This is a genomic window from Nocardiopsis sp. NPDC006198, from assembly GCF_040613895.1.
Lineage (GTDB): Bacteria > Actinomycetota > Actinomycetes > Streptosporangiales > Streptosporangiaceae > Nocardiopsis > Nocardiopsis tropica.
The window spans coordinates 59572-84805 of the sequence record NZ_JBEXSY010000018.1 but is presented as its reverse complement, the minus strand read 5'-3'; the positions used below and the strand labels follow the sequence as shown (position 1 = coordinate 84805).

At 75.8% G+C, this 25234-nt stretch carries 24 protein-coding genes; 6 read left to right on the top strand and 18 right to left on the bottom strand.

What is annotated here, in order from left to right:
• Positions 1-43: 43 nt before the first annotated feature.
• The gene (locus ABZ234_RS14915) at positions 44-385 is read left to right on the top strand and encodes a hypothetical protein (protein WP_355012388.1); all 342 of its coding nucleotides are present in this window, start codon (positions 44-46) and stop codon (positions 383-385) included.
• A 251-nt stretch (positions 386-636) separates the two neighbouring features.
• Positions 637-954 carry a twin-arginine translocase TatA/TatE family subunit gene (locus ABZ234_RS14910; protein ID WP_355012387.1) on the top strand — a complete coding sequence of 106 codons (318 nt, stop codon included), beginning with the start codon at positions 637-639 and terminating at the stop codon, positions 952-954.
• A 167-nt stretch (positions 955-1121) separates the two neighbouring features.
• On the opposite strand, the gene ABZ234_RS14905 is transcribed toward ABZ234_RS14910, so the two are convergent.
• From ABZ234_RS14905 to ABZ234_RS14870, 8 genes are all read right to left on the bottom strand, one after another.
• Positions 1122-2435 (bottom strand): NtaA/DmoA family FMN-dependent monooxygenase, encoded by a 1314-nt coding sequence (locus ABZ234_RS14905; protein ID WP_355012386.1) that lies wholly within the window; start codon positions 2433-2435, stop codon positions 1122-1124.
• A gap of 237 nt (positions 2436-2672) precedes the next feature.
• Positions 2673-3698, bottom strand: coding sequence for an LLM class flavin-dependent oxidoreductase (locus tag ABZ234_RS14900; protein ID WP_355012385.1), 1026 nt, complete (start codon positions 3696-3698; stop codon positions 2673-2675).
• Between the two features lie 3 nt (positions 3699-3701).
• Positions 3702-4685, bottom strand: coding sequence for an ABC transporter substrate-binding protein (locus tag ABZ234_RS14895; RefSeq protein WP_355012384.1), 984 nt, complete (start codon positions 4683-4685; stop codon positions 3702-3704).
• Between the two features lie 106 nt (positions 4686-4791).
• Positions 4792-5544, bottom strand: coding sequence for an amino acid ABC transporter ATP-binding protein (locus ABZ234_RS14890; RefSeq protein WP_355012413.1), 753 nt, complete (start codon positions 5542-5544; stop codon positions 4792-4794).
• Positions 5545-5552: 8 nt separating this feature from the next.
• A complete protein-coding gene (locus ABZ234_RS14885; protein ID WP_355012383.1) occupies positions 5553-6542 on the bottom strand; it encodes an amino acid ABC transporter permease in 990 nt (329 codons plus the stop codon).
• Positions 6539-7237 (bottom strand): GNAT family N-acetyltransferase, encoded by a 699-nt coding sequence (locus ABZ234_RS14880; protein WP_355012382.1) that lies wholly within the window; start codon positions 7235-7237, stop codon positions 6539-6541. Before ABZ234_RS14880 ends, ABZ234_RS14885 begins: the two co-directional genes overlap by 4 nt.
• A gap of 153 nt (positions 7238-7390) precedes the next feature.
• The gene (locus ABZ234_RS14875; protein ID WP_267945657.1) at positions 7391-8029 is read right to left on the bottom strand and encodes an HD domain-containing protein; all 639 of its coding nucleotides are present in this window, start codon (positions 8027-8029) and stop codon (positions 7391-7393) included.
• 121 nt (positions 8030-8150) lie between these two features.
• Positions 8151-8855 carry a TetR/AcrR family transcriptional regulator gene (locus ABZ234_RS14870; protein ID WP_355012381.1) on the bottom strand — a complete coding sequence of 235 codons (705 nt, stop codon included), beginning with the start codon at positions 8853-8855 and terminating at the stop codon, positions 8151-8153.
• Between the two features lie 139 nt (positions 8856-8994).
• Between ABZ234_RS14870 and ABZ234_RS14865 the strand changes: the two genes are divergently transcribed.
• From ABZ234_RS14865 to ABZ234_RS14855, 3 genes are all read left to right on the top strand, one after another.
• On the top strand, positions 8995-9735 hold the full coding sequence (locus ABZ234_RS14865) for an SDR family oxidoreductase (RefSeq protein WP_355012380.1): 741 nt from the start codon (positions 8995-8997) through the stop codon (positions 9733-9735).
• 389 nt (positions 9736-10124) lie between these two features.
• The gene (locus ABZ234_RS14860; protein WP_355012379.1) at positions 10125-10739 is read left to right on the top strand and encodes a hypothetical protein; all 615 of its coding nucleotides are present in this window, start codon (positions 10125-10127) and stop codon (positions 10737-10739) included.
• The gene (locus ABZ234_RS14855) at positions 10736-11902 is read left to right on the top strand and encodes a PrsW family intramembrane metalloprotease (protein ID WP_355012378.1); all 1167 of its coding nucleotides are present in this window, start codon (positions 10736-10738) and stop codon (positions 11900-11902) included. Before ABZ234_RS14860 ends, ABZ234_RS14855 begins: the two co-directional genes overlap by 4 nt.
• A gap of 47 nt (positions 11903-11949) precedes the next feature.
• Here ABZ234_RS14855 and ABZ234_RS14850 read toward each other — a convergent pair whose 3' ends face one another.
• The 8 genes from ABZ234_RS14850 to ABZ234_RS14815 form a co-directional block, all read right to left on the bottom strand.
• Entirely contained in the window at positions 11950-13002 is a 1053-nt protein-coding gene (locus tag ABZ234_RS14850; protein ID WP_355012377.1) for a hypothetical protein, read from the bottom strand.
• Between the two features lie 260 nt (positions 13003-13262).
• Positions 13263-14054: a pyrimidine reductase family protein gene (locus ABZ234_RS14845; RefSeq protein WP_355012376.1), complete on the bottom strand. Its 792-nt coding sequence runs from the start codon at positions 14052-14054 to the stop codon at positions 13263-13265.
• An 82-nt stretch (positions 14055-14136) separates the two neighbouring features.
• Complete coding sequence (locus tag ABZ234_RS14840; RefSeq protein ID WP_355012375.1) at positions 14137-14832, bottom strand: hypothetical protein; 696 nt, start codon at positions 14830-14832, stop codon at positions 14137-14139.
• Positions 14833-14842: 10 nt separating this feature from the next.
• Positions 14843-15703, bottom strand: a complete 861-nt coding sequence (gene folP / locus ABZ234_RS14835) for a dihydropteroate synthase (protein ID WP_267945665.1) — start codon at positions 15701-15703, stop codon at positions 14843-14845.
• Positions 15697-16719: a glucosyl-3-phosphoglycerate synthase gene (locus tag ABZ234_RS14830; RefSeq protein WP_344178743.1), complete on the bottom strand. Its 1023-nt coding sequence runs from the start codon at positions 16717-16719 to the stop codon at positions 15697-15699. Before ABZ234_RS14830 ends, folP begins: the two co-directional genes overlap by 7 nt.
• Positions 16720-16953: 234 nt before the next feature.
• Positions 16954-17880, bottom strand: a complete 927-nt coding sequence (locus ABZ234_RS14825) for a carbohydrate kinase family protein (protein ID WP_355012374.1) — start codon at positions 17878-17880, stop codon at positions 16954-16956.
• A 103-nt stretch (positions 17881-17983) separates the two neighbouring features.
• Complete coding sequence (locus ABZ234_RS14820) at positions 17984-19747, bottom strand: hypothetical protein (RefSeq protein ID WP_355012373.1); 1764 nt, start codon at positions 19745-19747, stop codon at positions 17984-17986.
• 319 nt (positions 19748-20066) lie between these two features.
• Positions 20067-20633, bottom strand: a complete 567-nt coding sequence (locus ABZ234_RS14815) for a helix-turn-helix domain-containing protein (protein WP_344178749.1) — start codon at positions 20631-20633, stop codon at positions 20067-20069.
• Between the two features lie 122 nt (positions 20634-20755).
• Between ABZ234_RS14815 and ABZ234_RS14810 the strand changes: the two genes are divergently transcribed.
• Complete coding sequence (locus ABZ234_RS14810) at positions 20756-21997, top strand: FAD-dependent monooxygenase (protein ID WP_355012372.1); 1242 nt, start codon at positions 20756-20758, stop codon at positions 21995-21997.
• A 154-nt stretch (positions 21998-22151) separates the two neighbouring features.
• On the opposite strand, the gene ABZ234_RS14805 is transcribed toward ABZ234_RS14810, so the two are convergent.
• A complete protein-coding gene (locus ABZ234_RS14805; RefSeq protein ID WP_355012371.1) occupies positions 22152-23681 on the bottom strand; it encodes an AMP-binding protein in 1530 nt (509 codons plus the stop codon).
• Between the two features lie 39 nt (positions 23682-23720).
• Positions 23721-25040: an AMP-binding protein gene (locus tag ABZ234_RS14800; RefSeq protein WP_355012412.1), complete on the bottom strand. Its 1320-nt coding sequence runs from the start codon at positions 25038-25040 to the stop codon at positions 23721-23723.
• Positions 25041-25234: the final 194 nt, after the last annotated feature.

The window sequence follows — 25234 nt, the reverse complement described above, 5'->3', positions numbered from 1 at the left end:
CTATCGCTGGTGCGGCGAGGGGCTTCTCCACGATGCTGGGGACATGGACCGAACGAACCTGAACACGGACGTGTTCGCCAGGGCGGCAGAGGCCTTCATGGACCTGAGGGGGCTCGCCTTCACCGTCGAGTGGCGGCGCTTCCCCTGGACCCCCGGGACCGAGGTCGACCGGGCCCTGGTGGGGCCCGCCTACCTGGGCAACGTCTCCATCGGCCTCAAGAACGGCTTCAGCTGGGGCTACCAGGACCGCGACGGCACCTGGCGCTACGTCCACCGCGACCGCCTCCACCTGCTGGTGGACTCCGTCGTCGAGCACCGCGCCGGCCACGCCCCGCCCCTCCCCCGCCGCAGCGACCGCCGGGTGGGCGGGGAGCACCGGGGCTGACGGGGCGGAGCCCACGGGGGGAAGCGCCGCCGTGGGAGCGCGCCCGCGCCCACGACCGCGACCGGGCACGGGCCGCCCGGACCCCGGCGGCCGGGGAGCCGGACGGCGGGAGGCGCCCCGGCGGGACCGCAGGACGCCCCCGGCGCCGCGACCGGCGGAGACGGGTCTACCATCGATCCGTCACGCCCGGACCCGCGCCCTGCCGCGGCAGGGCGCAAAGGTACTACGGGAACCCACCTGAGGAGCCACACATGGGTATCGGAGCACGCGAGATCCTGGTACTGCTCGTCATCGCGCTCCTGCTGTTCGGCGCGAAGCGTCTGCCCGCCCTCGCCCGCTCGCTGGGGCGCAGCGCACGCATCCTGAAGACGGAGCTCAAGGCCACCGACACCGGCGGGCAGCCCGGCGCGGACGCGGACGCGGACTCCGGGTCCGGCGGCGCCCGGGACGCGGACTCCGGCCCGGCGCCCCGGCAGGCCGCGCCCCGGCAAGCCGTGGCGCACGCCGCGGCGCCGACCGGCCCTCCCCTGGAGGGCACGGTCGTCAGCCACCGCTCCGCCGAGAGGTAGGAGCGGTCCCCGCCGCCCCGGCACGGGGGCGGTGCTCCCGGGGCCGGGGCACAGGAGGCCCCCGGGCGGCGCGCGGGCGGCGCGCGGGCGAAGGGGGCGCGCACGGCCCGGAGGGGCCTCGGACGGTCTCCCCTCCAGGCGCGGGCGCCACCGCGGGGAGCGCGGGGTCAGCGGGGCGGGAGCCCCAGGTTCTCGCGGAGCGTCGCGCCGGTGTACTCGGCGCGCAGCGCGCGGCGCTCCTGGAGCAGGGGCACGACGCGGTCCACGAACTCGTCCAGCCCTCCCGGGGTGATGTGCGGGACCAGCACGAACCCGTCACTGGCGCGTTCGCGCACGTGCGTGATGATGTCCGCGGCCACCGACTCCGGGGTGCCCACGAACGTCTGACGCGCGGACACCTCCACGACCAGGTCGCGGATGTTCAGCCGCTTGGCCTCGGCCAGCTCCCTCCACTCGCGCACCGTGGCCGCGGGGTCGCGGACCATCCTGGTGCGGCCCCGGGTGATGCCGGTGTCCCCGACCACCGGGTCGGCGTCCGGCAGCGGACCCTCCGGGTCGTGGTCGGACAGGTCCCTGCCCCAGACCGATTCCAGGAACCGGATCGCGGTCTGCCCGCTCACCTGCTGGTAGCGGACGTGCAGCGCCTTCTCGTCGGCCTCGGCCGCGGTGTCGCCGACCGTGTACGTGACGCCGGGCATGATCAGCAGCGACTCCGGATCGCGCCCGTGGGCCCTCACCCTCCGCTTCACGTCGGCGTAGAACGCCTTGCCCTCCTCGAACCCGCCGTGCCGGGAGAAGACGACGTCGGCCGAGGCCGCCGCGAAGTCCCGCCCCTGCGGGGAGTCCCCCGCCTGGATGACGACCGGCTGTCCCTGCGGCGCCCGCGGCAGGGTGGGCCGCGCCTCGATGTCGAAGAACCGGTCGTGGTGGCGGGCCGTGCCGGCCCCCGTGCCGCCTGCGCCCTCCCCCGCCGCGTCCCAGAACGCGCGGACGGCGCGCACGAAGGAGGAGGCGCGCTCGTAGCGGTCGGCGTGGTCGAGGTAGCCGCCGCGCCGGAAGTTCTCGCCGGTGAACGCGTCGGAGGAGGTCACCGCGTTCCACGCGGCGCGTCCCCCGCTCAGGTGGTCCAGGGTGGCGAGCTGGCGGGCGAGCTCGTAGGGCTCGTTGTAGGTGGTGCTGAGGGTGCCCGCCAGCCCGAGGTGGTCGGTCACCGACGCCAGTGCGGCGAGGACCGTGAGCGTGTCCGGCCGCCCCACCACGTCGAGGTCGTGGATCAGTCCCTGGTGCTCTCGCAAACGCAGCCCCTCGGCCAGGAAGAGGTAGTCGAACCGTCCCCGTTCGGCGGTGCGCGCCAGGTGCTCGAACGAGGAGAAGTCGATCTGGCTCAGCGACGCCGGGTCGCTCCACACCGTCGTGTTGTTCACGCCCGGGAAGTGCGCGACCAGCCGCACCTGCCGGACCTCGGACTCACTGCCGCCCATCACGTTCTCCTTCGTCCGTCTGCGCCGTTCCCGCCCCAGCGGTCGTCCCCGCTCCCCGGCCGCACCGGAGGCGCCGGGCCCTCCCGCGGCCCGGGACCTGCGCCCCGGCCGGGGGCGCGGCCCCCTTCCCCGCGCAGGCCTCCGGCTCCCGCGGCGGCGGGATCGGGCTCACCCCGAGTTCCAGTCCCATCCCGTACCGGTGTGCGGCCGCCTCGCCGCCCCCGGGCCCCGCCCCGCTCACGCGGGCGCGTAGCGGTTGGCGGGACGGGGCAGGCCGAAGCGGGCCCTCAGGGTGTCCTCTGCGTACTCCCCCCGGAACGCGCCCGACGCCCGCAGCAGCGGCAGCACCCGCTCCGCGAACACGGGCAGGTCCGCGGCGGCCGAGGAGGGCCTGACCGTGAACCCGTCCACGACCCGCCCCCACTCCAGGAGGGTCTCGGCCAGCGCCCCCGGGGAGCCGGTGTGGGTCAGCCCCGACAGCGCCCGAGAGGGTCCGGGCCGGTCCGGGTCGAGGGAGACGTTCACGTCGGCCAGCACCGACACCCGTTCCGGGTCGCGCCCCGCCTCCGCCACCGCCTCGCGCACCCGGGCCCGGGACGCGCGGGCCCCGCCCAGGGTGGCGGGGGCCACGAGCACCACGTCGGCGGTGGTCGCGGCCGCGCGCAGCGACGGTTCGCCGTCGGCGCGCACCACGACCAGCGGGTGCCCCTGGGGCGGGCGCGGGGTGATCGAGGGGCCGCGCACGCTCCAGCCCGGGCCCTCGAAGTCCACGTAGTGCAGCCTCTCCCTGTCGACGAACCTCCCGGTGGCAGTGTCGCGGATCTCCGCGTCGTCCTGCCAGCTGTCCCACAGCCGCGAGGCGACGTCGGCGACCGCCTCCGCCTCCGCCCAGAGTGCGGCGTCCGGGGCGGTCCCCCGGCGCCCGACGGCCCGCGCGTCGGCCTCCGTGCGCGACACCTCCACCCGCCAGCCCGCCCGCCCCAGGCTCGCGTGGTCCAGGGAGGCCACCGCCTTGGCCACGTGGAACGGCTCGGTGTGGGTGGTGGTGACCGTCGGCACCAGGCCGATCCGGCCGGTCAGCGGGGCGACGGCGGCCAGGGTGAGGAGGGCGTCGGGCCGGTCGGCCCCGGTGAGGGAGTCGTCCAGCGCCACGAAGTCGAGGGCGGCCTCCTCGGCGAGGCGCGCCGCCCCGGCGTACGAGGCGAGGTCGAACGGGTCCTCCACGCCGTCGAGGGCGGCGCCGATGTGCAGTGGGTAGGGCATGGTTCAGCTCCTGGGAAGGCCGGGCGGGTTGGTCTCGGACTCGGTGACGGCCTCGCCGCCGACGGCCCAGCGCTCCAGCGCCTCCTGGTACTCGCCGCCCTCGATGACGTGGTCGAGGGCGGCTTCCAGCGCCGCGACGAGGCCGTTGTCCTTGAGGGTCATCGCGGCGATCTCGGCCCTGATCTCACCGCCGCCGGAGACGGTGCCGACGATCTCGGTCTCCTCGGCGACCTCGACGTGGTAGGCGGCGCTGGGTGTGGGGCCGAGGTAGAGGTCGATGCGCCCGGACCGGAGGGCGAGGTAGTAGTCGCTCGAGTTCTCGTAGTACTGGAGGTCGAGGGGCTCCAGTCCCGCCTCCCGGTTCTGCTCGTCCCAGCGCAGGAGGATCTCCTCCTGGTTGGTGCCGGAGCTGACCGCGACCGAGAGTCCTGCCACGTCCGCGGGCCCGGCGACCTCCCCGATGCCGCTGTCGACGCTGCTCTCGAAGGAGACGGTGTCCACCCGGTAGGTGGCGAAGTCGTAGAGGTCCTTGCGCTCCTCGGTGACGGTGACGTTGGAGAACGCGGCGTCGAACCGTCCGCTCTCCACGGAGAGGAAGAGGTTCTCCCAGCCGGTCGCCTCGGGGACGTACTCCAGGTCCAGGACGTCGGCGACGAGCTGGGCGACGTCGGTCTCCACCCCGATGACGGTCTCGTCGTCGTCGGCGTAGAACGCCAGGGGCGGCGCCCCGCCGCTGGAGTGGCCCACGTTCAGCTCACCGGACGCCCGGATCCCGTCGGGGACGAGCGCGGCGATCTCGGGAACGGCCTCCGCCCGGACCCGGTCCTGGTCGGGGGTGAGGTTGAAGGGGCTCCCCTCCCCCGCCCCGTCCGCCGCGGCGGCGCCCTCCCCGGGGTCGGCGCACGCGCTGAGGGCCAGGGAGAGGGCAGCGAGGGCGGCCAGCACGGCGGGGGCCCTCGTGGAGGGGGCGGGGGTCGGGGTCGGCATGGGGCTCCTCGGGGGGACGGGGGTCGGGGTCGGACGGGAACGGGCGGGGGAGGACGGCGGTGTGCGGTGCGGGCGGTGGGGGTGGGGCACGGGACCGCCCCACCGGTCAGAGGACCTTGTCGAGGAAGGCCCGGGTGCGCTCGTGGCGGGGCGCGTCCAGCACCTGCGCGGGCGGCCCGGACTCCACGACCCGTCCCCCGTCCATGAACACGACGGTGTCGGCGACCTCGCGGGCGAACCCGATCTCGTGGGTGACGACGACCATCGTGGTCCCGGCCGCCGCGAGGTCCCGGATGACGTCGAGGACCTCGCCCACCAGTTCGGGGTCGAGGGCGCTGGTGGGCTCGTCGAAGAGCAGGACCTTGGGGCGCAGGGCCAGGGCCCGGGCGATCGCGACCCGCTGCTGCTGGCCTCCGGAGAGCCGCCGCGGGTGGACGTCCGCCTTGTCGGCCAGCCCCACCCGGTCCAGCAGGGCACGGGCCTCGGCCTCCACCTCGGCGGCGGGGCGCCGGAGCGCGAACCGGGGGGCCTCCACGACGTTCTCCAGGGCGGTCAGGTGGGGGAACAGGTGGAAGTTCTGGAACACGAAGCCGATGGCGGCGCGCTGGCGCAGGATCTGCCGTTCCCCGAGCTCGTGCAGGACGCCGCGGCCGCGGCGGTAGCCGATGAGCTCGCCGTCGACGGCGACGTAGCCGCGGTCGGCGCGTTCGAGGTGGTTGACGCAGCGCAGCAGGGTGCTCTTGCCGGAGCCGGAGGGGCCGAGCACGGCGGTGACGTGCCCTGCCTCGACGGTCAGGTCGACGCCGCGCAGCACCTCCAGGGCGCCGAAGCTCTTGTGGACGCCGCGCACCTCCACCATGGGAGTGCTCACGGGGTTCCTCCTCTCGGCGCCGGTCCGCCGCGCGCCGTCCGGCGGGCGAGGGCTTCCCCCGCCGAGCGGAGCCGCTGGAGCGGTGTGGGCGGCAGGACGCGCACGGAGCCCTTGGCGTAGTGGCGCTCGACGTGGAACTGGGCGACGGACAGCAGCGTGGTCAGGACGATGTACCAGAGGGTCGCGACCATGAGCAGGGGCACCACGTCGCCCGTCCGGTTGTAGATCACCTGCACGCGGTAGAAGAGCTCGCCCAGCGCCATCACGTACACCACGGAGGTGCCCTTGAAGAGGCCGATGACCTCGTTGCCGGCGGTCGGCATGATCGTGCGCATGGCCTGGGGCAGGATGATCCGGCGGACCTGGCGCCCCCGCGGGAGGCCGAGCGCGGCGGCGGCCTCGCGCTGGCCCCGGTCGACGGAGAGCACGCCGGAGCGGACGATCTCCGCCGCGTAGGCGGCCTGGTGCAGGGCCAGTCCCAGGACCGCCGCCGTCATGGGGCTGATGAGCTCCATGGTGGGAAAGGTGACGAACGCCGGGCCGAACGGGATCCCGAAGGACAGCCGGTCGTACAGGATCGCCAGGTTGTACCAGAACAGCAGCTGGACGATGAGGGGGATCGACCGGAACGCCCACACGTAGACCCAGGCGACCCCGGCCAGCAGGGGGCTCCGGGAGAGCCGCATGAGGGCGAGGACGCCGCCGATCGCGAAGCCGATGACGGTGCCGTAGACCGTGAGCCGGACGGTCAGCCAGAGGGCGTCGAGGATCGACTCGGCGAACATGTACTCGGCGACGACGTCCCACTTCCACGCCGGGTTGGTGACGAGCATGTTGAGGAACATCGCGGCCAGGACGGCGACGACGGCTCCGGCCGCCCAGCGCAGGGGGTGGGGTGCGGGCCGGACGGGGAGTCCCGCCAGGTCCACCGGGTCGCTGCCGCCGCCGGCGGGCGGGGCGGCCTCCGCGGTCGTCGGGGCGCTCACCTCCCGTCCCCGCTCCGGAAGGGGCCCGTGCAGGGGTGGAGGGGGCCGCGGCCGGGTGCGGCGGGAGGGACGGGCCGCGGGGCGTCCTCGGCGGTGCGCGCCGTCCGCGGGGCCGGGGTCGGCCGGTCCGGGGCGGCGGGCCGGGCCTCCGGACCGCGCGCCGCGGTTCCCGTCCCCGGGTGCCACGGGCGCTGCGGGAACGGGGGCAGGTCCTTGCCGAAGGCGAGGGGTCCGACGCTCTCGCGATCGGCCGCGACGTCGAAGCCCGGCGTGTACCCCGCGGCGAGGTAGAGCCCGCGCGCCTCGGGCTGGCGCGGCCCGGTGGTGAGGTGCACGCGCCCGTACCCGGCCGCGGCGGCGGCCCTCTCCAGGGCGGCCAGGACCAGGCGCGCGTAGCCGCGCCGCCGGTGCGCCGAGGCGGTCCACATGCGCTTGACCTCGGCCGTGCGGTCGTCGTAGCGGCGGAAGGCGCCTCCGGCGACGGGCCGTCCGCCCAGGAGGAGCAGCAGGAACAGCCCGTGCGGCGGGGCGAAGTCGGAGACCGGGAACCGGGTCATCTCGTCGCCCGCCGCGCTGCCGTAGCGCGCGGTGTACTCGCGGCGGAGCCCGTCCACCAGCGGTGCGGCCAGGGGATCGTCGATGCGCGCGGCCCGGAGGACGGTGGTCTCCGGCGGCGCGGGCCGTTGTGGACCCATGGGCGGCCTCGCTCTCGCTGTCGTGCGGCCCGTGGGGGCGGGGCTCGGGCCGCCCTCGAATTCTCTTTCCGACAAAACCCATATGTCAAGTAGGAAAAGTAGGCATAGAGGGCCGGCGCCCGCGCCGGGGCGACCCCGGGAGGCCGCCCCGGCTCACTCCGCCCACGGGCTGCCCAGGACGGCCTCCACGAAGTCGTCCCGCACGAAACCCGGGACGTAGTGGGCGAGCACGTCGGCGTTGACGGTGCCGAAGACGGTGCGCGGCCGGTGGGCGTTGCCGTGTGTGAACTCCGCCAGGATGCGCCGCTTGAAGTCCGGGCGCGGGTGCGCCCCGGTGACGGCGCCGATGTCGTCCGCTGCCAGGTCGTTGAGGCCCAGCCCCAGGACGTCGGTCTCCACCCCGGCGGTCACCAGGGCGATCTCGGGTTCGAGGAACTCCGGCACGCCGGGCGTGGTGTGCAGGGCGATCCCCAGCCACACCTTGCGCGCGTCGCCCTCCGAGCACCCGTGGTCCAGCAGGAACGCCCGCGCGGCGTCGGCCCCGTCGACCTCGAAGCGCCGGTCCGCGCTGCCGTACCCGGCGGTCAGCCCCAGGTCGTGGAACATCGCGCCGACGTAGAGGAGTTCGGGGTCGGCCTCGATCCCGCGGCTGCGCCCCTGGAGCGCGCCGAAGAGGAAGACCCTGCGCGAGTGGTGGAACAGGAGGTCGTCCACGGCGCCGCGGACCAGCGCGGTCGCGTCGCGGACGAGTTCGGTGTCGGGTACGGCCACTCCGGCGACGGTCTCGGCCATGTCGGTCCTCTCGGGTCGGGGCGCTCCTGCCCATCGTTATCCCGTCGGGAACCCCGCGCCATGTCCGCGCGGACGTGTCGCCCGCCGATCGCCGGGGCGGCCCCGCGCTCCGGCCGGGGGACTACGCGCGGGGGGCGCCCGCGGCGATGCGGTCGAGCCATTCGCGCAGGAGGGCCGACTCCGCGCCGGTCAGCGCGTCCGAGCCGTCGGACAGCAGGGCGGCCAGCCGCAGAGCGGCGGCGCCCGCCCCCGGCTCCGCGGGGCCGGCGTCCCCGGGGACGGGGTCCTCGGTGAGCAGGCCGGCGAAGACGGCGTCGCGGACGCGGTGGGACAGGCCGGGGTCGGTGTAGACGTCGGGCTGGCTGACCATGCTCAGGGCGACGCCGACGTTGGCGGACATGATCGTCTGGGCGGCGCGGTGGGGCCCGACCCGAAGGCGACCGGCCGCCGCGCAGCGGACGAGGGTCCGCTCCAGCAGGGAGAACGCCTCCTTCGACGCACCCGGCACCTGCGCGAGGTGCGGGGAGAACATCAGCCGGTAGACGGCCGGGTGGGCGAGGGCGAAGCCGTTGTGCGCGTCCCATCCCCGGCGCAGGTCCGCGACGGGGTCCTCCGTGTGCCCGGCCGAGCGCTTGGCGCCCAGGTAGCGCTCGAAGCCGTAGTCCACGAGAGCGCTGAGCAGACCGTTCTTGTCACCGAAGAGCCGGTAGAGGACGGGGGCGCCCACGCCGACGGCCTCGCACACCGCCCGGGTGGCGATGTCCCGGTCGGGCGATTCGTCGAGCAGGCGTTCGGCCGCTTCGAGCATCTGCGTGCGCGTGTCCACGTGCCGAGGATAGCCACTCCGCGCGCCCGTGCGACCCCGGCGATATCAGGGTTACGTAAAGCACGTATCTCGGGTACGCTTCTGGTGTTATCGTCGATAACAGGAAAACGGAACACCGATACAGGCCAGGGGAAGCGCCATGGACAACCAGAACACCCACCGGGTCGCCCTCGTCACCGGGGCCTCCGGCGGCATCGGGCGCGCCGTCGCCGAACGCCTCGCCCGCGACGGGATGTCCGTCGTGGTGCACTACGCGGGAAACGCCGGACGCGCCGAGGAGACCGTCGCCTCCATCACCGGCCGGGGCGGCCGGGCCCTCGCGGCCCGTGCCGACGTCGCCGACGCCGACCAGGTCGAGGCGCTCTTCGACACCGCGGAGAGGGCCTTCGGCGGGGTGGACGTCGTGGCCCACACGGCCGGGGTGCTCAGGCTGGCCCGGGTCGCGGAGCAGGACCTGGACGACCTCGACGACCTCCTGCGCACCAACGTGCGCGGCACGTTCGCGGTCGCCCGCGAGGCGGCCCGCCGCGTCCGCCGGGGAGGAGCGGTCATCATCTTCTCGTCCTCGGTCGTCAAGCTCGCCTTCCCCGGCTACGCGGGGTACGCGGCGAGCAAGGCCGCCGTGGACGCCCTCACCCCGGTCCTCGCCGGCGAACTGCGGGGACGCGACGTCACGGTCAACGCCGTCGCCCCCGGGCCCACCGCCACCCCGCTGTTCCTGGAGGGCAAGGACCGGGAGACCGTCGACCGGCTCGCCGCCCAGCCCCCGCTGGAGCGCCTGGGCCTGCCCGAGGACATCGCCGAGTCGGTCGCCTTCCTGGCCGGACCGGGGCGCTGGATCAACGGCCAGACCGTCTACGCCAACGGCGGCATCGCCTGACCCCGGCGGCCCCCGGCCCGGGCGTGCGCGGACCCCGCGGTGAGCTTCCCCCACCCCTCCGCCGGAAGCTCCCCCGACCCGGGCGTGCGCGGACCCCGCGCCGCCCCGGGGCGGGCATCCCGGCTGCGCGCGAGGCTGAGCCGTCGGCGTACCGGAGGCGGACCGGTCGGGGCGGACCCGCCATGGCCGAAGCGGTCGGGAGAGCGGCGGGCGGGCCCGGCCCGGGGAGGCGGTCGCGGCCGGCCCCACGGGCCCGTTTCGCCCAGGAAGCTCCGGGATTGGTGAAATCGTCGTAAACGTGCGCCAAGTCGCCCGTGGGCCGCACCGCACCGCACCCCCGGGTGTTTCGCTGGCGGTGAGGGTTCACCGTGAGCGACGGAAGGGGCGCCATGACGGAGGCGACAGGGGACGGCCCGCGCGCGCAGGAGCGCGGATCCCTGAGCAACTGGGTCCCGCTGGGGCTGGCCGCCGCCGCGGTCGCCGCCCTCGTCGTGGGCTGGCCGCTGGTCAACGCGCTCCTGCCCGGCTCGGAGACCGTCCCCTCCGGCGAACCCGTGACCGTCGGCGCCGCGGGGGAATACCGGGCGTCCCTGACCTTCCCCCAGGACGGCTGGCTCCTGGACACCGGCGCCAGCCAGGCCGGTCAGGTCTACCGTTTCGACCGCGGCCCCGTGCAGCTGACGCTCAACTCCGTCACCCCCACGACCTCGCCGCCGCCCACCGCCGAGGAGCTGTGGGACGGCATGCGCCGGGTCGCCCGCGCGGGCGAGGCGTCGGCGCGGCTGAGCGAACCGGAGGCGATCTCGACCGAGGACGGGGCCGAGGGGCTGACAGGCACCCTCAAGAGCGACTCCCAGCAGGGCGCGGCGGTCGTCTACCCCTCCCCCGACGGCCGCTTCGCCGTGGAGATGACGCTCACCGGACAGGACGCGACGACGGCCGACCTCGCCGCGGTCGCCGACGTCGTCCGGTCCGTCTCGTTCACCAGGGAGGGAGCAGCATGAACCACGCACCCGACGACCGGCCCGCCCCGGCCGCCACCGACCGGGGGACGGTGCCGTCCCCGCGCCGTTCGCCCCACACCCCTCCGGGCCCCCGGCGCGTCCCCGCGCCGCGGCCCGGCGACGGGCGGTCCGCGCGCGGCCGGCGTCTGCCGGCCCTGGCCTCGCTCGTCCTGATCACCGTGCTGTGCCTGGCCGGACTGCTCTACCTGGCGCTGCAGTTGGCGCTCCCCGTGCGGGCCTTCCTCCCCGAGGCGCTGCTGGCCGCGGCCCTGGGCATCGTGACCCTGGCCTTCGGGTTCTGGGTGCTGCGCCGCATCCGCCCCGTGCGGGAGCCCGACGCGGACGCGTCCGTGGTCGCGGTGGCCTGGGGCCTGTTCGCGGCGACCGGCGCCGGGGTCGTCGCCAACGGCGGCCTGGGGGCGGTCTGGGCCAAGGGCCTGGGACTGGACCTGGCGGGGGTCTGGGGCGCCGCGCTGACCGCGCCGCTCAACGAGGAGGTGCTGAAACTGGCGGGGATCGTGCTCGTCGCGGTCGCCTTCCCGACCTCCGTGCGCGGGCCCGTGGACGGTTTCGCGATCGGCTCCCTGGTGGGCCTGGGGTTCGAGGTGACGGAGAACTTCATCTACTCGATGAACGCGGTGCTCATGGCGGGCGGGACCGGCGGCCTCGCCCCCGTGGTGCAGACCGCCGTCATCCGCGTGGGACTGACCGGCCCGGGATCCCACTGGGCGATGTCGGCCGTCGCGGGCACCGCCGTCGGCCTGCTCGCCGCGGTGGGCTGGCGGCCGAGGACCCGCCGGGCGGTGTGCGCCGCCCTCCTGGTGGCGCTCGCGATGGCGCTGCACTGGCTCCTGGACGCGCCCCTGTTCGGCGGTGTCCTCGGTGTCCTGGCCAAGGTCGCCGTCATCTTCGCGACGACGACGGCCGTGTACCTCACCGTGCGGCGCGCCTACCGGCGCCGGGTGCGCGGCGCGCTGGGCTCGGAGGCGGAAGAGCTCGGGATGCGCAGGTCGGCGGCCGTGGCCCTGGCCACGCGGCACGGGCGGCGGCGCGAACTCCAGCGGGTCGCGCAGCCGGAGCAGCCGGCCGTCCGGGACAGGCAGGACCGGATGGTGCAGGCCGCCGAGGACCGGGCCGCGCTGTACGCCGGACACGCCGTCTGACCCGCCCGCCCCGCGTCCGTGCGGACGCGGGGCGGCGGGGGCCCAGGTCAGGCCGTGCCGGGCCCGCCCGACCGGGCACGGTGCGCGGCGACCGCGTACACGGCCGCACCGAGCAGGACGACGGCGGCTGCGAGCCCTCCGCCCAGCCCCAGGGTGAGCGCGTCGGGCTGGAACAGCGCCTGCCCGCGCAGCGCCTGGTGGGTGAGGAGCGCGAACGACCCGGCGTAGCCCGCACCGGCCACGACCACCAGCGCCGTGCGCACACCCTCCCCCCTCAGCACCGGAACCCTCCGCGACGCCGCGGCCAGGCCCAGGGCCACCAGCGGCACGACCTGCAACCCGTGCAGCCCGACGAAGTGCGGCACACGCAGGTCGCCGCTCCCGGCGTTCCACCCGGTCACGGGCACGCCCTCGCCGCCGTCCGGGGCCCCGACACTGTGCGCGCCCCTCGTCAGCAGTTCGACGCCGGACTCCTCGGCGCGGAGCTGGTCGGGCGTGGGCCGGGTCATCAGCGGCCCGATCACCATCCCCGCCACGCACAGCAGCACGCCCAGGCGGATCGCCCAGGACAGGGGCCGGTCGACCCGCTTCTGGACCAGAAGCAGGAGGCCGATCGCCAGGGTGCCGAGCAGCAGCACGATCGAGCCGTTGCCCATCACCTGCTGGACCGCCACGTCGAACTCGGTGGCGACGTTGAAGTGGCTGCGCGTCCCCCTCCCGGCCTGGAGGAAGATCGCGACCGTCTCCACCAGGCAGGCGGCCGCCACAGCCGTGCCCAGGACCCACAGGGTGCGGCGCCAGCGCGGGAACAGGCTGAACATCCAGGCGAGGGCGAGGCAGTACAGGCCGAAGGAGACCACGAACTTGAACGGCTTGAGCCAGACGGGCTCACCCAGGATCGTGCGGCCGTCGACGACCATGCCCACGCACGTGGCGAGGGCGAGCAGTCCGCACAGTGCCGCGAAGTACACGAGCGGACGGTGCCACCGGCGGGGCGGCTCCGGGCGGGACGGGACCTCCGGGGGGCCGGGGGCGCCCAGGGCCGGGCCGGAAGCGGGGGCGGGGGCGGGGGCGGAGGCGGGGGAGAACGTGCTGTTCATCAGGGTCTTTCCGGAAGGAGGGGTCGACCGGACGAGTCTTCCGAAGCCCCTTCGGCCTCTCAATCCTGCTCACACGACTCCGATCAGGGGCCCGACCCTCGCCCCGCGGTGGTGGACGCACCACCGCGCGGGCGGCGCCCTTCCGGCGGGGCCCGTCCTCCGCGGCCCCGCACCCCTGTCCCCGCGCGGGCGGTGTCGGCGCGCGCACGCGAGCCGTCCGGCCGGCCGGGGACGCCGAGTGCGGGCGGCGGGGGCCCAGGTCAGGCCCCGGGGCGGGTCCAGCGCTGGAGCAGCGTGCCCTCGGACTCGATCAGCACCCGGGGCGCGAACGGGCGGTCGGCGACGGCGCCCACGGCGATGCGCTGCTCGGCGCCGCCCGCCAGGGCAGGGACCACGGTCAGGCACAGCTCGTCCAGCAGGCCGGCGGCGGCCACGTCGGCGAGCAGGCGCGGACCGCCCTCGCACAGGATCCGGGGCAGCCCGCGCGCGGCCAGCGCCCCGACTGCGGCGGGCAGGTCGACGGAGTCGCCGCCCGACACCAGGACCCGGTCCGCGCCCAGGGACCTCCGGGCCAGCCCGATCGCCTCGGCGCCCGCGGCCCCGCAGGTCACCATCAGCACGCCGCCCCGGTCCCCGCCGGATCCGCCCCCGGGGTCCGCCGCGAGCAGCGGCGGCACCGCGGCCGTCCGGCTGACCACGGCCAGCTCGGGGCAGGCCGCACGGCCCTCGGCGACGGCGCGCGCCGCCCGGTCCCCGGTGCGGGGGCGCGTGCGCCGGTACCCCTCGACGCGGGCGGTTCCGGCCCCCACCAGCACGACGTCGGCCAGGTCGCGGAGCAGCGTGTACACCAGCCGGTCGGCGGGGGTGTTGATGGTCCCCGTCCGCCCGTCGCCGCCGGCCGCCGCACCGTCCAGGGTCGCGACCATGTTCGCCCGCACCCAGGGACGGCCCGCCCCGCCCGGGTAGGCGTAGAGCCCCTCCAGCGCCGCCGCGTCCAGGCGTTCGCCCGGGGCGGCGGCCTCGGGCAGGGCGTCGTTCAACAGCAGGCGCACGACAGTGCCTCCGGGGTCTCGGGTCCCGGGCGGGTCGTCGCCGCGCTCGGGGAGGGGCCGTGGACGGCGGGCGCCGCGCGGCTCATCCCGCCCCGCGCAGCCACGTCGCCACGAAGTACATGACGCCGAACGGGTCGTCGGCGTAGAGGAGCTCGGGCCGCACGGGGGCCCCGCCGCCGGCGTGTGCGTGCCCCATGACCTGGAACGCCGCCCGGCCCGCCACCATCAGCTCCTCCGCCAGCCCCGGGTCCAGCCGGAGGAGGCCGGTCCGGTCCCCCGCCGCCAGCGACCGGCGGATCCCCTCGTCGAAACCGAAGGCGCGCCCGTCCAGGTGCCCGGGGGCCCTGAGCCCGCGCCGGGCCCCTCCGTCGCCCATGACGAGCAGACCCACCCGGCCGCTCCGCCCGGCGATCCGCGCCCCCGCGGCCTCCGTCTCGGCAGCGGACGCGTCCCAGGCCACCGTCAGCATCTCCACCGGTCCGGAGTACCCGGCCCCGTCGAGCAGCCGGCGTGCCACGCCCAGGCTCAGCGGCAGCGCCCGCTCCCGGGGCGCCCGCTCCCCCGTCCCGCCGAACCCCCGGACCGGCACCGCGCCCCCGGCGTGCTCGCCCGGGGCGTCGTGCCCGCCGACCACCACGACCACGTCCGGTGCGAGCGCGGTCAGCGCCCCCAGGGCCTCCGTGCACGCCTTGCGCAGCTCGGCGGCCACGTCCTGGCCCCCGGTGAGCTCGCGCAGCAGCAGGGGCGGATGCGGGCAGACCACGGTTCCCACGATCAAGGACGGCTCCTCACGCCAGCCCCCGCACGGTGCGCGCAGGGGGTCGGACCCCGCGGATGGCGGCGACCATGTCGAGCACCTGCCGGGTCTCCACCACCTCGTGGACCCGGTAGACCTGCGCGCCCAGCCAGGCGCACACCGCGGTCGCCGCGAGCGTCCCGGTCAGGCGCTCGCCCACCGGCAGGTCGAGGGTCTCGCCGACGAAGTCCTTGTTGGACAGCGACACCAGCACCGGCCACCCGGTCGAGGTCATCTCGCCCAGGCGCCGGGTCAGTTCCAGGGAGTGCCAGGTGTTCTTGCCGAAGTCGTGCGCCGGGTCGATGAGGGCCGACGCCGGGTCCACCCCCAGGGACACCGCGCGCTCGGCCAGGGCGACGGTGCGGTCGACGGCGTCGCGCACCACGTCCTCGTAGTGCACCCGGTGCGGCCGGGTGCGCGGGGTGACGCCCCCGGTGTGGGTGCACACCAGGCCGACGCCGAACTCGGCCGCGACCTCCGCCAGCCCCGGGTCGTACCCGCCCCAGGCGTCGTTGAGCAGGTCGGCCCCCGCCTCGCACACCGCCCGGCCCACGGACGCCCGCCAGGTGTCCACACTGATGACCAGGTCGGGGAACTCGGCCCGGACCCCGGCCACGAAGTCCACGATCCGGCGCTTCTCCTCGTCCGCGCCGATCTCCTCCCCCGGGGCCGCCTTGATCCCGCCGATGTCCACGATGTCGGCGCCCTCGTCGACGACCCTGCGCACGCGCTCGAACGCGGGACCGTCGTCCCAGGTGGCGCCCTTGTCGTAGAAGGAGTCGGGTGTGCGGTTGACGATCGCCATGACCAGCGCCGTGTCCGCGCCGTACTCCCGGCCCCGCAGTCTCAGCACCGGCCGATCACCCCTTCCAGCCCGTCCGGGAGCACCGCGCGCCCGGTTCCGCCGCCCGCCCGCGGCTCCTGCGCCCCCACATCGGCCGCCGGCGGGCGCTCCACGACGCTGACCTCGGTCGCGAGAGGCGCCCCCCGCCCCTCCCCGGAGCCGAACTGCCGGAGCTCGACCCGGTCGGAGCCCCGGTCGAGGCCGGAGCGGCGGTCGGCGACCGCGAGGAGCTCGGTGGCCATGGCCCCCAGGTCGCGCAGCGACTGGTGCCGGTGGGCCCGGCGCCCCAGGTCCACCTGGGCGACGGCGTCCACGCCGCGCCGCAGGTGGGTGTCGACCAGGACGGCGAGTTCGACGCCGTAGCCGGTCGGCACGGACAGCTGGGAGAACAGGTCCCGGCGCACGGCCCACTCCCCCGACAGCGGCTGCACGACGCCCGAGAGCGCGGGCCAGCGCAGGGCGATGGTGGGGCGGGCGACGAGTTCGGTGACCCGGCCGCCCTCGTAGGAGACCTCGCCCCCGGCGGCCCCGCCGTCCCCGGACAGGTCCAGGACGCGGTCGTAGAAGCCCTTGACCAGGGACACGTCCGGCTGGGTGAGCAAGGGGCCGAGCAGCCCGGACACGAAGTGGGTGTCCCACTCGACGAGGTCGGCGTCCAGGAAGGCGACGATGTCGCCGGAGGTCACGAACTGGGACTTCCACATCGCCTCGCCCTTGCCCCGGTGGTGGCCGAGGTCGGGCCGGACGTCGCCGACGCGGTGGACGGTCGCTCCGGCCTCGCGGGCCACGGCGGCCGTGTCGTCGGCGGAGTCGGAGTCCATGACGACGATCTCGTCCAGGAGGGGCGCGTCCTCGACCAGCTCCCGGCGGACCCGGGCGACGATCCCCCCGACGGTCGCGGCCTCGTCGCGCGCCGGCAGCACCAGGCTGACCGTGCCGCGCCCCCGGTGTTTGAGTTCGACCAGCCGCTCGACCGACCAGTCCGAGGACCGGTACGTGCGACGTCCGAACCACGCGTTCTCCACAGAAGCCTCCCCAGCGGCCAACCCTAGGGCACGTTCCGTGCGGGGCACCGGCCAGGACGTGAATTCGGGTGTGAAATCCCCGCGCTCTGTGACGGGTGCCTCACGGGGGGCCGGTGCGGTGGGCGCGACCCGTCGGCGGAGGCCGTGCTCCCCCCGGGCCGGACGCCCTCGCGCCCGGTCCGCCGGGCGGGGCGTCCCCGTGCGGAGCGGTCGGCCGGGCCCGCTCCGCACGGTTCAGGGGCGCGCGGCGGCGACCAGCCGCTCCATGGCGTCGCGGTCGACGAAGTCGCTGTGGGTCCCCGCGCTCCCGCACGTGAAGGCCCCGGCCACGGAGCCGGCCAGCACGCACTCCTCCACCGGGGCGCCGCCGAGATAGGCGTACAGGAACCCCGACACGAAGGCGTCCCCCGCCCCGTTGGTGTCCACGACGGGGCGCTCGGGCCGCACCGCCGGGAAGTGCCGGGGCACCTCCTCCCCGCGCACGAGCACGTGGCAGCCCTCGGCCCCGTCGGTGGCCACGGCCAGGCGGGCGCGGCCACGGTCCAGGATGCCGCGCAGCACCTCGCCGACCCGGTCGCGAACCGTCGCCGCGCTCATGAACACCAGGTCCGAGCGCAGGGCGTAGTGCAGGTGGTGGGGGTTCTCCCCGTCCCAGTCGTGCAGGTCGGTGGAGCTGGTGGCCTCCAGCCCCTCCAGGTCCTCGTACACGTCCCGGTTGTGGTTGACGATGGACAGGTGCACGTGGGCGGCGCGCTCCAGGTGGGGCAGGTAGAACTCGCGGGGCAGGCGCAGGTCGGCGGGGTGGCGGCCGTCGTAGAAGGAGAAGCGCCGCCCCCCGGGGTCCACCAGGTTGATCCCGCGGGGAGTGCCGTGCGGGGAGACGACGTGCTCGAAGTCCAGGCCGAGTCCGGCGTAGCGCTCCAGGACCATGCGGCCCTGGACGTCGTCCCCGAGGAAGTCCACGAACTTCACCGCCAGGCCCAGCGCGTGGCAGCCGAGCGCCACACCGTTCCCGGTGTGGCCCACGTAGTCGTGCGCCGGCGGGACGGACACGGAGTCGCCCGGGGGCACCTCCAGGGCGTCGACGCGGACGACGGTGTCCACCCCGGCGCCGCCCACCACCAGGACGTCGTGGACGGGTGCGGTGGGCGCGATCGCCATGCTGCCTCCAGGCTGTTCCGTGTCGGGGGTCCGGGTCCGCCGGGGCCCGGGGCGGGTCTCCGGGGAGGGGTTCCCGGTATGCCGGGAACACTCTTCCACAGCCTCAGGGGACGAGGCCCTCCACCCGGTCGGCGCCTTCCGCGTGGACGGCCACCGCCCCGGGGACGGCAACCAGGTCGAGGCCCTTGTAGTCGTACTCGCGGCCGCGGGAGTCGCGCACGCCCACGGGGACGCCCTCCGCCCCCTCCTCGGTGACGCTGTCCCCGAAGGGCACCACCATGAGGTCGGGGACCGTCCCGCTGGAGAGGCCCGTCCATGCCATGCGCGGGAACAGGACCGCGTCGGCCAGGGGGAGGACCACTCCTTCGGCCCCCGAGCCGAGGACGTAGTCCGTCACCTCTGCGGTGCCGGCGCCGAGCACCCGGACCCTGAGCACCTCCTCCTCGGTCCAGTCGTCCACACGGACCACGGCCCCGCCGGTGTCGGCGAGCAGCACGTCGTCCTCGAAGACGGACACGTGCTCCGACTCCCGTGCCTCCTCGGGCAGTGCGGCGACCTCCTCCCCCGAGTCCAGGTCGAGGAACGCGGGAGGATGGTGCCTGGCTCCGCCCCAGCGGGTCAGCAGGACCACGGGGTCTCCCCCGCCCGCCGGAGGCACGCTCAGGAAGGGGACCTCCTCCCCCTCCCCCGTCTCCCACTCGTGCCGCCAGACCTCGGAGCCGTCCCCGGCGTCCAGGCCGACGACCGCGTACGCGCCCGCGCCCTCCCCCTCCGGCACGAGGCACGCGTGGACGAAGACGACACGGTCCCCCGCCATCCGCGCCTCGTCCCCGAGGCAGTTCCGGCCGGGAACGCCGGCCGGGGTGTGGGACCACAGCTCCTCTCGTCCGTCGACCGACCGGCCGGACAGGGCGGGGCCGTCCCAGCGCAGGCGCAGGCCGGCGTTCCAGCCCGCGTACTCCTCCCGCTCCTCCTCGGAGAGCGCGAACCGGCCGGCGACCTCCCCGGTCCCCGGGTCCAGCAGCACGGTGACCGGGTCCGCGGGCCCGGCGGCGTCCCCCTCCGGGGCCTCCGTGTACGTGACGTACGCCGCGCCGTCGACGACGCCGCCCGCCACACCGTCCGCGTAGGGAAGCCGGTAGCTCCACAGCTCCCCGCCCGTCGCCCCGTCCAGGGCGACCACCCCGTCGTCCAGGACGACCAGCGCTCCGCGGCTGCCGCGGACCACGTCCTGGATCCGCGCGGCCGGGGGCGGGTTCCAGGTCCACCCCACCCGTGTGACCGTCGGCGGCTCCGGAGCGGGGTCCCCCGGCCCGGCCACGGTGTGCAGCACGGACGGGAGCACGGCGACGGGGACGAGGGCCCCGGCGACCGCCGCGGCCAGGACCCCGGCGGGGAGGCCCAACAGCAGGCGGCCCCACCTCCGGGGCGAGGGCCACGTGGGGGCGGCCGCCAGCAGGAGGCCGCCCAGGGAGGTGAGGCAGAGGGCGAGCCACAGGACCGTCGCGCGCTGGGAGGGGGCGAAGGACTCCGGTGCGCCCGCGGTGGCGAGGAAGGAGTCGCGGGGGAAGGCCGTGAAGGCCAGGAACGCCAGGCCCGCCGAGACCGCCGCCAGCACGGCGACGGCCCACCCCCGCACGGGCAGGTCGCCCTCGTCGAGCACACGCACCGCCATGCGGGCCGCCCATGCCAGGAGCACCGCGGCCAGCAGCGGCACCAGGAGCCAGACACCGGCGGCCTCCTCGCGGGACGCGGACCGGAGCCCGCCGAAGAAGCCCCACACCGCCAGGACGGCCGCGCCCGCCAGCAGCCCGAGCCCGGCCCACGCGACGACGCTCCTGACCCGCCGACCGGGGGTCTCCGGCACGGGCGGCGCCTCCGGTTCCCCCGGTCCGACGAACCGGGCGCCCTCCCCGAGCCGCCGGGGTTGCGTGGACGCCCCCGGGATCACTCCCCTCCGGGGCTCCGCGGGCCCCTGTGCGGTCCCGGGGCCCTCCGGCCGCTCGTCGCCGTTCACTCGTGCTCCTCGCCCGGTTCCCTCGCGCGCTCGCGTCCGCGCCGTCCGCCATGCCGGACGACAACCTAACGGAACGCCCCGCGCGAGGGGGTTCCGGCCCCGGGCGCCCACGGACCGGGGGCGCGGGCCTCCAGGGGTTCGGGACCGGCGGTCGCACGGGCGCGCGCCCTCACCCCGCGGCGGCGCGGTCCCCCTCGTCCAGCCCCAGCGCGGCGTAGGCGGCGTCAAGGGCAGCGGACCTCAGTTCGGCGACCGGTCGGTCCCCGAACATGACGACGCAGTCCCCGAGCCCGCCCAGGGCGACGGTGGCGCGGGCCAGCTCGGCGAGGCCCGCCTCGGCCCCGACCAGCAGCACGGTGATCCGGCGGCGCCAGTCGATGACACGGGCGCCGAGGCCGAGTTCGGTGAGCACGGCCGCGTCGCGGAACACGACGCCGTTGACCTCCCGGTGCCGCATGCTCACGTCGAAGTAGCGGGCGAGGAGGGCCCGCGGGTCCACGGAGTCCGCCGCCTCGTCGTGCGCGACGGCCGCCTCGTAGTCGTCGACCATGGGCTCCACCAGGCCGCGCAGCAGGTCCTCGCGCGAGGCGAAGTGGTAGTACAGCGCGGGTTTGGTGATGCCGACCCTCTCGGCGATCTCCCGCATGCTGGTCTGCTGGACGCCCCGGGAGCGGAACAGTTCCATGGCCGCGGCCCTGATCCGGTCCTTCGTCTCGTTCGATCGTGCTCGGGGCACCGGTTCCACCTCACCTCTCCGCCACACTGTGCTGACCATTCTGACCTATCGGTAGGTCAACCTTGCGTCCGGCCGCAGGGATCGTTTACCTTCCGGTAAGTCTACAAATATGGGAGGCAGTGATGAGAACACCCCCCGCCGTGCTCGTCTCCGGGGCGGGCGTGGCCGGACCGGTCCTCGCCCACCAGCTGGTGCGGCTCGGTTTCGCTCCCGTGGTGGTCGAGCGCGCCCCCGCCCCGCAGGCGGGTCCGGGGGGCTTCGGCGTCGACCTGTTCGGGCCGGGCGTGGAGGTCATGGAGCGCCTGGGCGTCCTCGACCGGGTCAGGGAGGCCGCGACGGGGAACACCCGGATGCGGCTGGTCCGGCCGGTCGGGCGCCCGCTCGACCTGGACCTCGGAGCACTGGCGCAGGAGGCGTCCACGGACAGGCACGTCGAGGTGATGCGCGGCGACCTCGCCTCGATCCTGTACGCGGCCACGCGCGACGACGTGGAGTACGTCTTCGGCGACTCGGTCGAGGGTGTGGCGCAGACCCCGCACGGGCTGGAGGTCTCCTTCGAGAGGGGCGCGCCCCGCGTGTTCGACCTGATGGCGGGGGCGGACGGCCTGCACTCCGCCACCCGCCGCCTGGTGTTCGGTCCGGAGGAGCGGTACCGGCGGTTCCTCGGCGGCCACGTCGCCGTGTTCGGCCTCCCCGAGCCGCGCGGGTTCGACGGCCGGGTGGTCCTGTACCGGTCCGCCGGCAGGACGGCGGCGGTCTTCCCGGTCCGCGGCACCGGCCGGGCCAGGGGTGCGCTGCTGTTCCGGGGAGAACAGGAGTTCGCGGGCGACCACCGCGACACGGAGGCGCAGCGGAGGTTCCTGCGCGCAGCCTTCGCGGGCGAGGGGTGGGAGGTCCCCCGGCTCCTGGACGCCGCCGACTCGGCGGAGGACCTCTACTTCGACTCGATCAGCCAGATCCGGATGGACTCCTGGACGCGTGGACGGGTCGCCCTCGTCGGCGACGCCGGGTACGCCCCCGGCCCCGCGGTGGGCGGCGGCACGACCGTGGCGGCCGTGGGCGCCTACACGCTGGCGCACCGGCTCGGGCGGGCCTCGGGCGACCACCTGGCGGCGTTCCCCGGCTACGAGGAGGACATCGGCGGCTACGTCCGCCGCAGCCGGGAGGTGGGCCCCCGCTCCCTGCGGACCCTCGTCCCGGGTTCCCGGTGGGAGGCGGCCCTGGGGTTCGGCGCCATGTGGCTGCTCCCCCGGCTTCCGCGTACCCTCCTGCGCGCCGCGGTGAACGCGGACTCGCGGGCGGCGCGGGTCCTGTCGTCTGTCGACTTGCCGGAGCCCGCTCCACGGCCGAGGCCCTCCCGGTGAGCCCCGCCCGGCAGGGCACGCGTGCTCCCCCGGGCCCTCCGCCCCTCCGGAACCACGCGCCGACACCGGTGTGCGCCCCTTCCGCACCGGGCGGCGGCAGGACGGCACCGCGGCGGCCCGGCGCGAGGGGATGCGCGCCGGGCCGCGCCGCGGGTCATCCCGCCGGGGCGGGCGGGGAGGCGTGCCAGCTCCGCAGCGTCTCCCGGCACACCTTGTAGGCGGGGGTCTGCGGGATGCGCGGCACGGACATGACCGACGAGGGCACGTGGTTCGGTCCGAGCCGCCCCCGGACCAGCTCCCTCAGCTCGGACTCCGCGGGCTCGGCGCCCGGCGCGACGACCACCGCGGCGTGCAGGGTCGCTCCGCCCTCGCCGCGGACGTCGAAGGCGGCCGCGTCGAGCACGTGCGGATGCTCCTGGAGGAGGGCGTCCACCTCCGCGGGGAAGACGGTCTCGCCGCGGACCACGACGGCGCCGCTCGCCCGCCCCAGCAGGGTGAGCAGGCCCCGCTCCCCGAGGCGTCCGACGTCCCCGGTGTCCAGCCACCCGTCACGGAGCACACGCGCGGTCTCCTCCGGCCGCCCCAGGTACTCGTCCATCAGGAGGGGCGTGCGCACCCACACCCGGCCCCGCTCGTTCGCGCCGAGCGCCCGCCCGGCGGGGTCGCGGACCTCGACCCGCGCCCCGGCCACCGGGCGGCCGCAGCTGCGCACGGCCTCCCCGCTCCCGTCGGCGTAGTCCTCCGGGGCCAGCCAGGCGATGTGCCCCGCCTCGGTCTGCCCGTAGGAGCAGTGCACGACCGGCCCCAGCCGGGCCGTCGCACGCCTGAGCAGCGCGGGGCTGACCGGCCCTCCGCCGGTGACGACGCAGCGCAGGGAGGACAGGTCCGCGTCGGCCGTGTCCGGGTGGTCCAGCAGGGGGCGCAGGTAGGTGGCCGGTATCGCCGTGTGGGTGATCCCGTGTTCCCGCACCGCGCCGCGGAGGGAGTCCGGTTCGCAGTCCGCGAGGGAGGCGATCCGGCCCCCGGTGATCACGGTGGCGTCGCCGAGCGCCCGGATCGGGCCGACGAGCCGATCCGTGAGGAGCGTGCGCACCGGGCCGTCCGCACCGGTGAGGAGGCGCGCGAGCCACGAGGCGTTGGAGCCCGGGGAGGAGCGGAACCGCCGCACCACCGCCTTGGGCCGCCCCGTGGAACCGCTCGTCAGGGAGATCGAGCGCGGATCGCCCGTGCGCGCCAGCGACCCGAAGGGCAGGGCCGAGCGTCCCCGACAGGCCTCGAACAGGTCCTCCCCCGCCTCCGAGGGGGCCAGGGTCCAGAGCCGGACGCCGGGGAGGCCGGCGACGGCCCTGAGCGCATCGGCGCCGACGGCGCCGGGGTCGGCGACCACGGCGGTCGCCCCGCACTCCTCCACGAGCCGCGCCCGCTCCCCGGGTGGCAGGGCCACGGGAACGTCCAGCTGCGCCGCGCCCACGAGTTCGACCGCGTGGGAGACCACGTACAGCCGCGTGCTCACCGGCCCCAGGAGGACGGCGGTGCGCCCCGGTCCCAGACCGCCGTCGAGGAGTGCGCGGGCGACCCTGTACACGAGGTCCAGTGCCTCTCCCGCGGTCACCTCCCCCTGCCCGTCCAGGAAGGCGGCGCGGTCACGGTCGGCGGCAAGGGCTTCCAGCACTGTCATGGTCATGGGGGGTTCCCTCTCCTCTGGTACGGCGGGGCACCGGCCTCAGGCACGGGCCGTGTGCGGCTCCGGTTCGGAGCCCCGGGCCACGGCCTCCGGCGCGGGCCCCTGGTACATCGCCCCTGTCCCCGCCGACGCGCCCGCCGGGGACAGGTACCGGGGCTTGGCGGTGAACGACCGCCGGGTCAGCTCCTCCAGCGGCACGAGCGTCCCGGCGGGCACCACCTCGACCTCGGGCCCGACGCCCAGGACCCTTTCGACCTCGCCGGCCAGCGCCGCGGAGACCTCCCCGGCGGCCCCGTCCCCGGCCTCGACGCGCACGCGGAGGACCCCCTCGTCCTCGACGGCCCGCCAGAAGAGCACCCCCAGTTCGGAGGGCAGGGAGAACACGGCCTCCTCCACGTCCGAGGCGAACACCCGCTCCCGGCGCCCCCGCAGGGAGACGCCGTGGTCCCAGCGCCCGGCCACCCGCACCCGGGGCAGGGCCCAGCCGCAGGGGCAGCCGCCGTAGGAGAGCTCCACGAGGTCGCCGGTGTCGTAGCGCACCAGCGGCATCGCCTCGCGGAACAGGGTCGTCAGGACCAGCCGCCCCCGCCCCTCGAAGGAGGCGGTTCCGGTCGCGGGGTCGAGGACCTCCGGCAGGTAGCGGTCGGCCCACAGGTGGAGGTCCCCCTCGGGGCACTCACCGCCCAGGTTGGCGCCGCACTCGGAGTTGCCGTAGCTGAGGTGGACCGCGCAGCCCCACAGCTCCTCGATCCGGCGGCGCCGGGCCGGGCTGAGCGGCTCCCCCGCGCTCAGCAGGGCGCGCAGGCCGGGGGCGTGGGCGCGGGGGGACTCCCCGGCCAGGCGGGCGCAGGCGGCCCACAGCAGCGGCTCGGTGGGCAGGGCCGCGGCCACGGTGACGCGCAGGTCGCGCAGCAGCCGCAGGACGCGGGGCAGCGGCATGGCCGTGGAGCGCGCGTCGGCCGGTACCACCAGGGCCCCGGCCGCCCTGGCCGCGGCGTGCACCTGGTGCGCGATGGTGACCATCGCGTACGGGACGCGGACCAGCACGGTGTCCGTGTCGGCCAGACCCACCGTGTTCCGGCCGAAGCGGTCGAGCATCTCCGCCCAGTCGGCCTCGGTGTGGAAGGAGGCGGTGGGCGCCCCCTCGGACGTCCCGCTCGACTCGTGGTACGAGACGAGTGCGCGGCGCGGGACCGCGACCATCCCGAAGGGGTAGCTCGCGCGCAGGTCGTCCTTGGTGGTGAGCGGCAGGCCCTCCAGGCCGGCCAACCCCCCGGGGAGGCCGTCGCCGAGGCGCCCGCGGTAGAAGTCGCTCCGGCCGGCCCGGCGGAGCGCCTCGGGAATCCGCTCCTCCCACATTCCTTTCAAACCGTCGAAATCGGACCATTCTCCGACACCCGGAAAAACACCGTTGATCATGTGCGTTCTTTCCCTTATCGGGGGAGCTCGACCAGGGCAAGCCGTCGTCCGTCAGAAAATCTCCGGAGGAATGATTCCCGTCGGTGATTACAGGGAAACAATTATTTTGTACCCCTTCGGCCTCCTCCACCAGG

Coding starts and splice junctions, on each gene's coding strand:
- ABZ234_RS14865 (WP_355012380.1), top strand. CDS start 8,995: ATGGACAACCAGAACACCCACCGGGTCGCCCTCGTCACCGGGGCCTCC.
- ABZ234_RS14800 (WP_355012412.1), bottom strand. CDS start 25,040: ATGTGGGAGGAGCGGATTCCCGAGGCGCTCCGCCGGGCCGGCCGGAGC.
- ABZ234_RS14850 (WP_355012377.1), bottom strand. CDS start 13,002: ATGAACAGCACGTTCTCCCCCGCCTCCGCCCCCGCCCCCGCCCCCGCT.
- ABZ234_RS14905 (WP_355012386.1), bottom strand. CDS start 2,435: ATGGGCGGCAGTGAGTCCGAGGTCCGGCAGGTGCGGCTGGTCGCGCAC.
- ABZ234_RS14875 (WP_267945657.1), bottom strand. CDS start 8,029: ATGGCCGAGACCGTCGCCGGAGTGGCCGTACCCGACACCGAACTCGTC.
- ABZ234_RS14895 (WP_355012384.1), bottom strand. CDS start 4,685: ATGCCGACCCCGACCCCCGCCCCCTCCACGAGGGCCCCCGCCGTGCTG.
- ABZ234_RS14890 (WP_355012413.1), bottom strand. CDS start 5,544: ATGGTGGAGGTGCGCGGCGTCCACAAGAGCTTCGGCGCCCTGGAGGTG.
- ABZ234_RS14810 (WP_355012372.1), top strand. CDS start 20,756: ATGAGAACACCCCCCGCCGTGCTCGTCTCCGGGGCGGGCGTGGCCGGA.
- ABZ234_RS14880 (WP_355012382.1), bottom strand. CDS start 7,237: ATGGGTCCACAACGGCCCGCGCCGCCGGAGACCACCGTCCTCCGGGCC.
- ABZ234_RS14915 (WP_355012388.1), top strand. CDS start 44: ATGGACCGAACGAACCTGAACACGGACGTGTTCGCCAGGGCGGCAGAG.
- ABZ234_RS14860 (WP_355012379.1), top strand. CDS start 10,125: ATGACGGAGGCGACAGGGGACGGCCCGCGCGCGCAGGAGCGCGGATCC.
- ABZ234_RS14910 (WP_355012387.1), top strand. CDS start 637: ATGGGTATCGGAGCACGCGAGATCCTGGTACTGCTCGTCATCGCGCTC.
- ABZ234_RS14825 (WP_355012374.1), bottom strand. CDS start 17,880: ATGGCGATCGCGCCCACCGCACCCGTCCACGACGTCCTGGTGGTGGGC.
- ABZ234_RS14900 (WP_355012385.1), bottom strand. CDS start 3,698: ATGCCCTACCCACTGCACATCGGCGCCGCCCTCGACGGCGTGGAGGAC.
- ABZ234_RS14805 (WP_355012371.1), bottom strand. CDS start 23,681: ATGACCATGACAGTGCTGGAAGCCCTTGCCGCCGACCGTGACCGCGCC.
- ABZ234_RS14855 (WP_355012378.1), top strand. CDS start 10,736: ATGAACCACGCACCCGACGACCGGCCCGCCCCGGCCGCCACCGACCGG.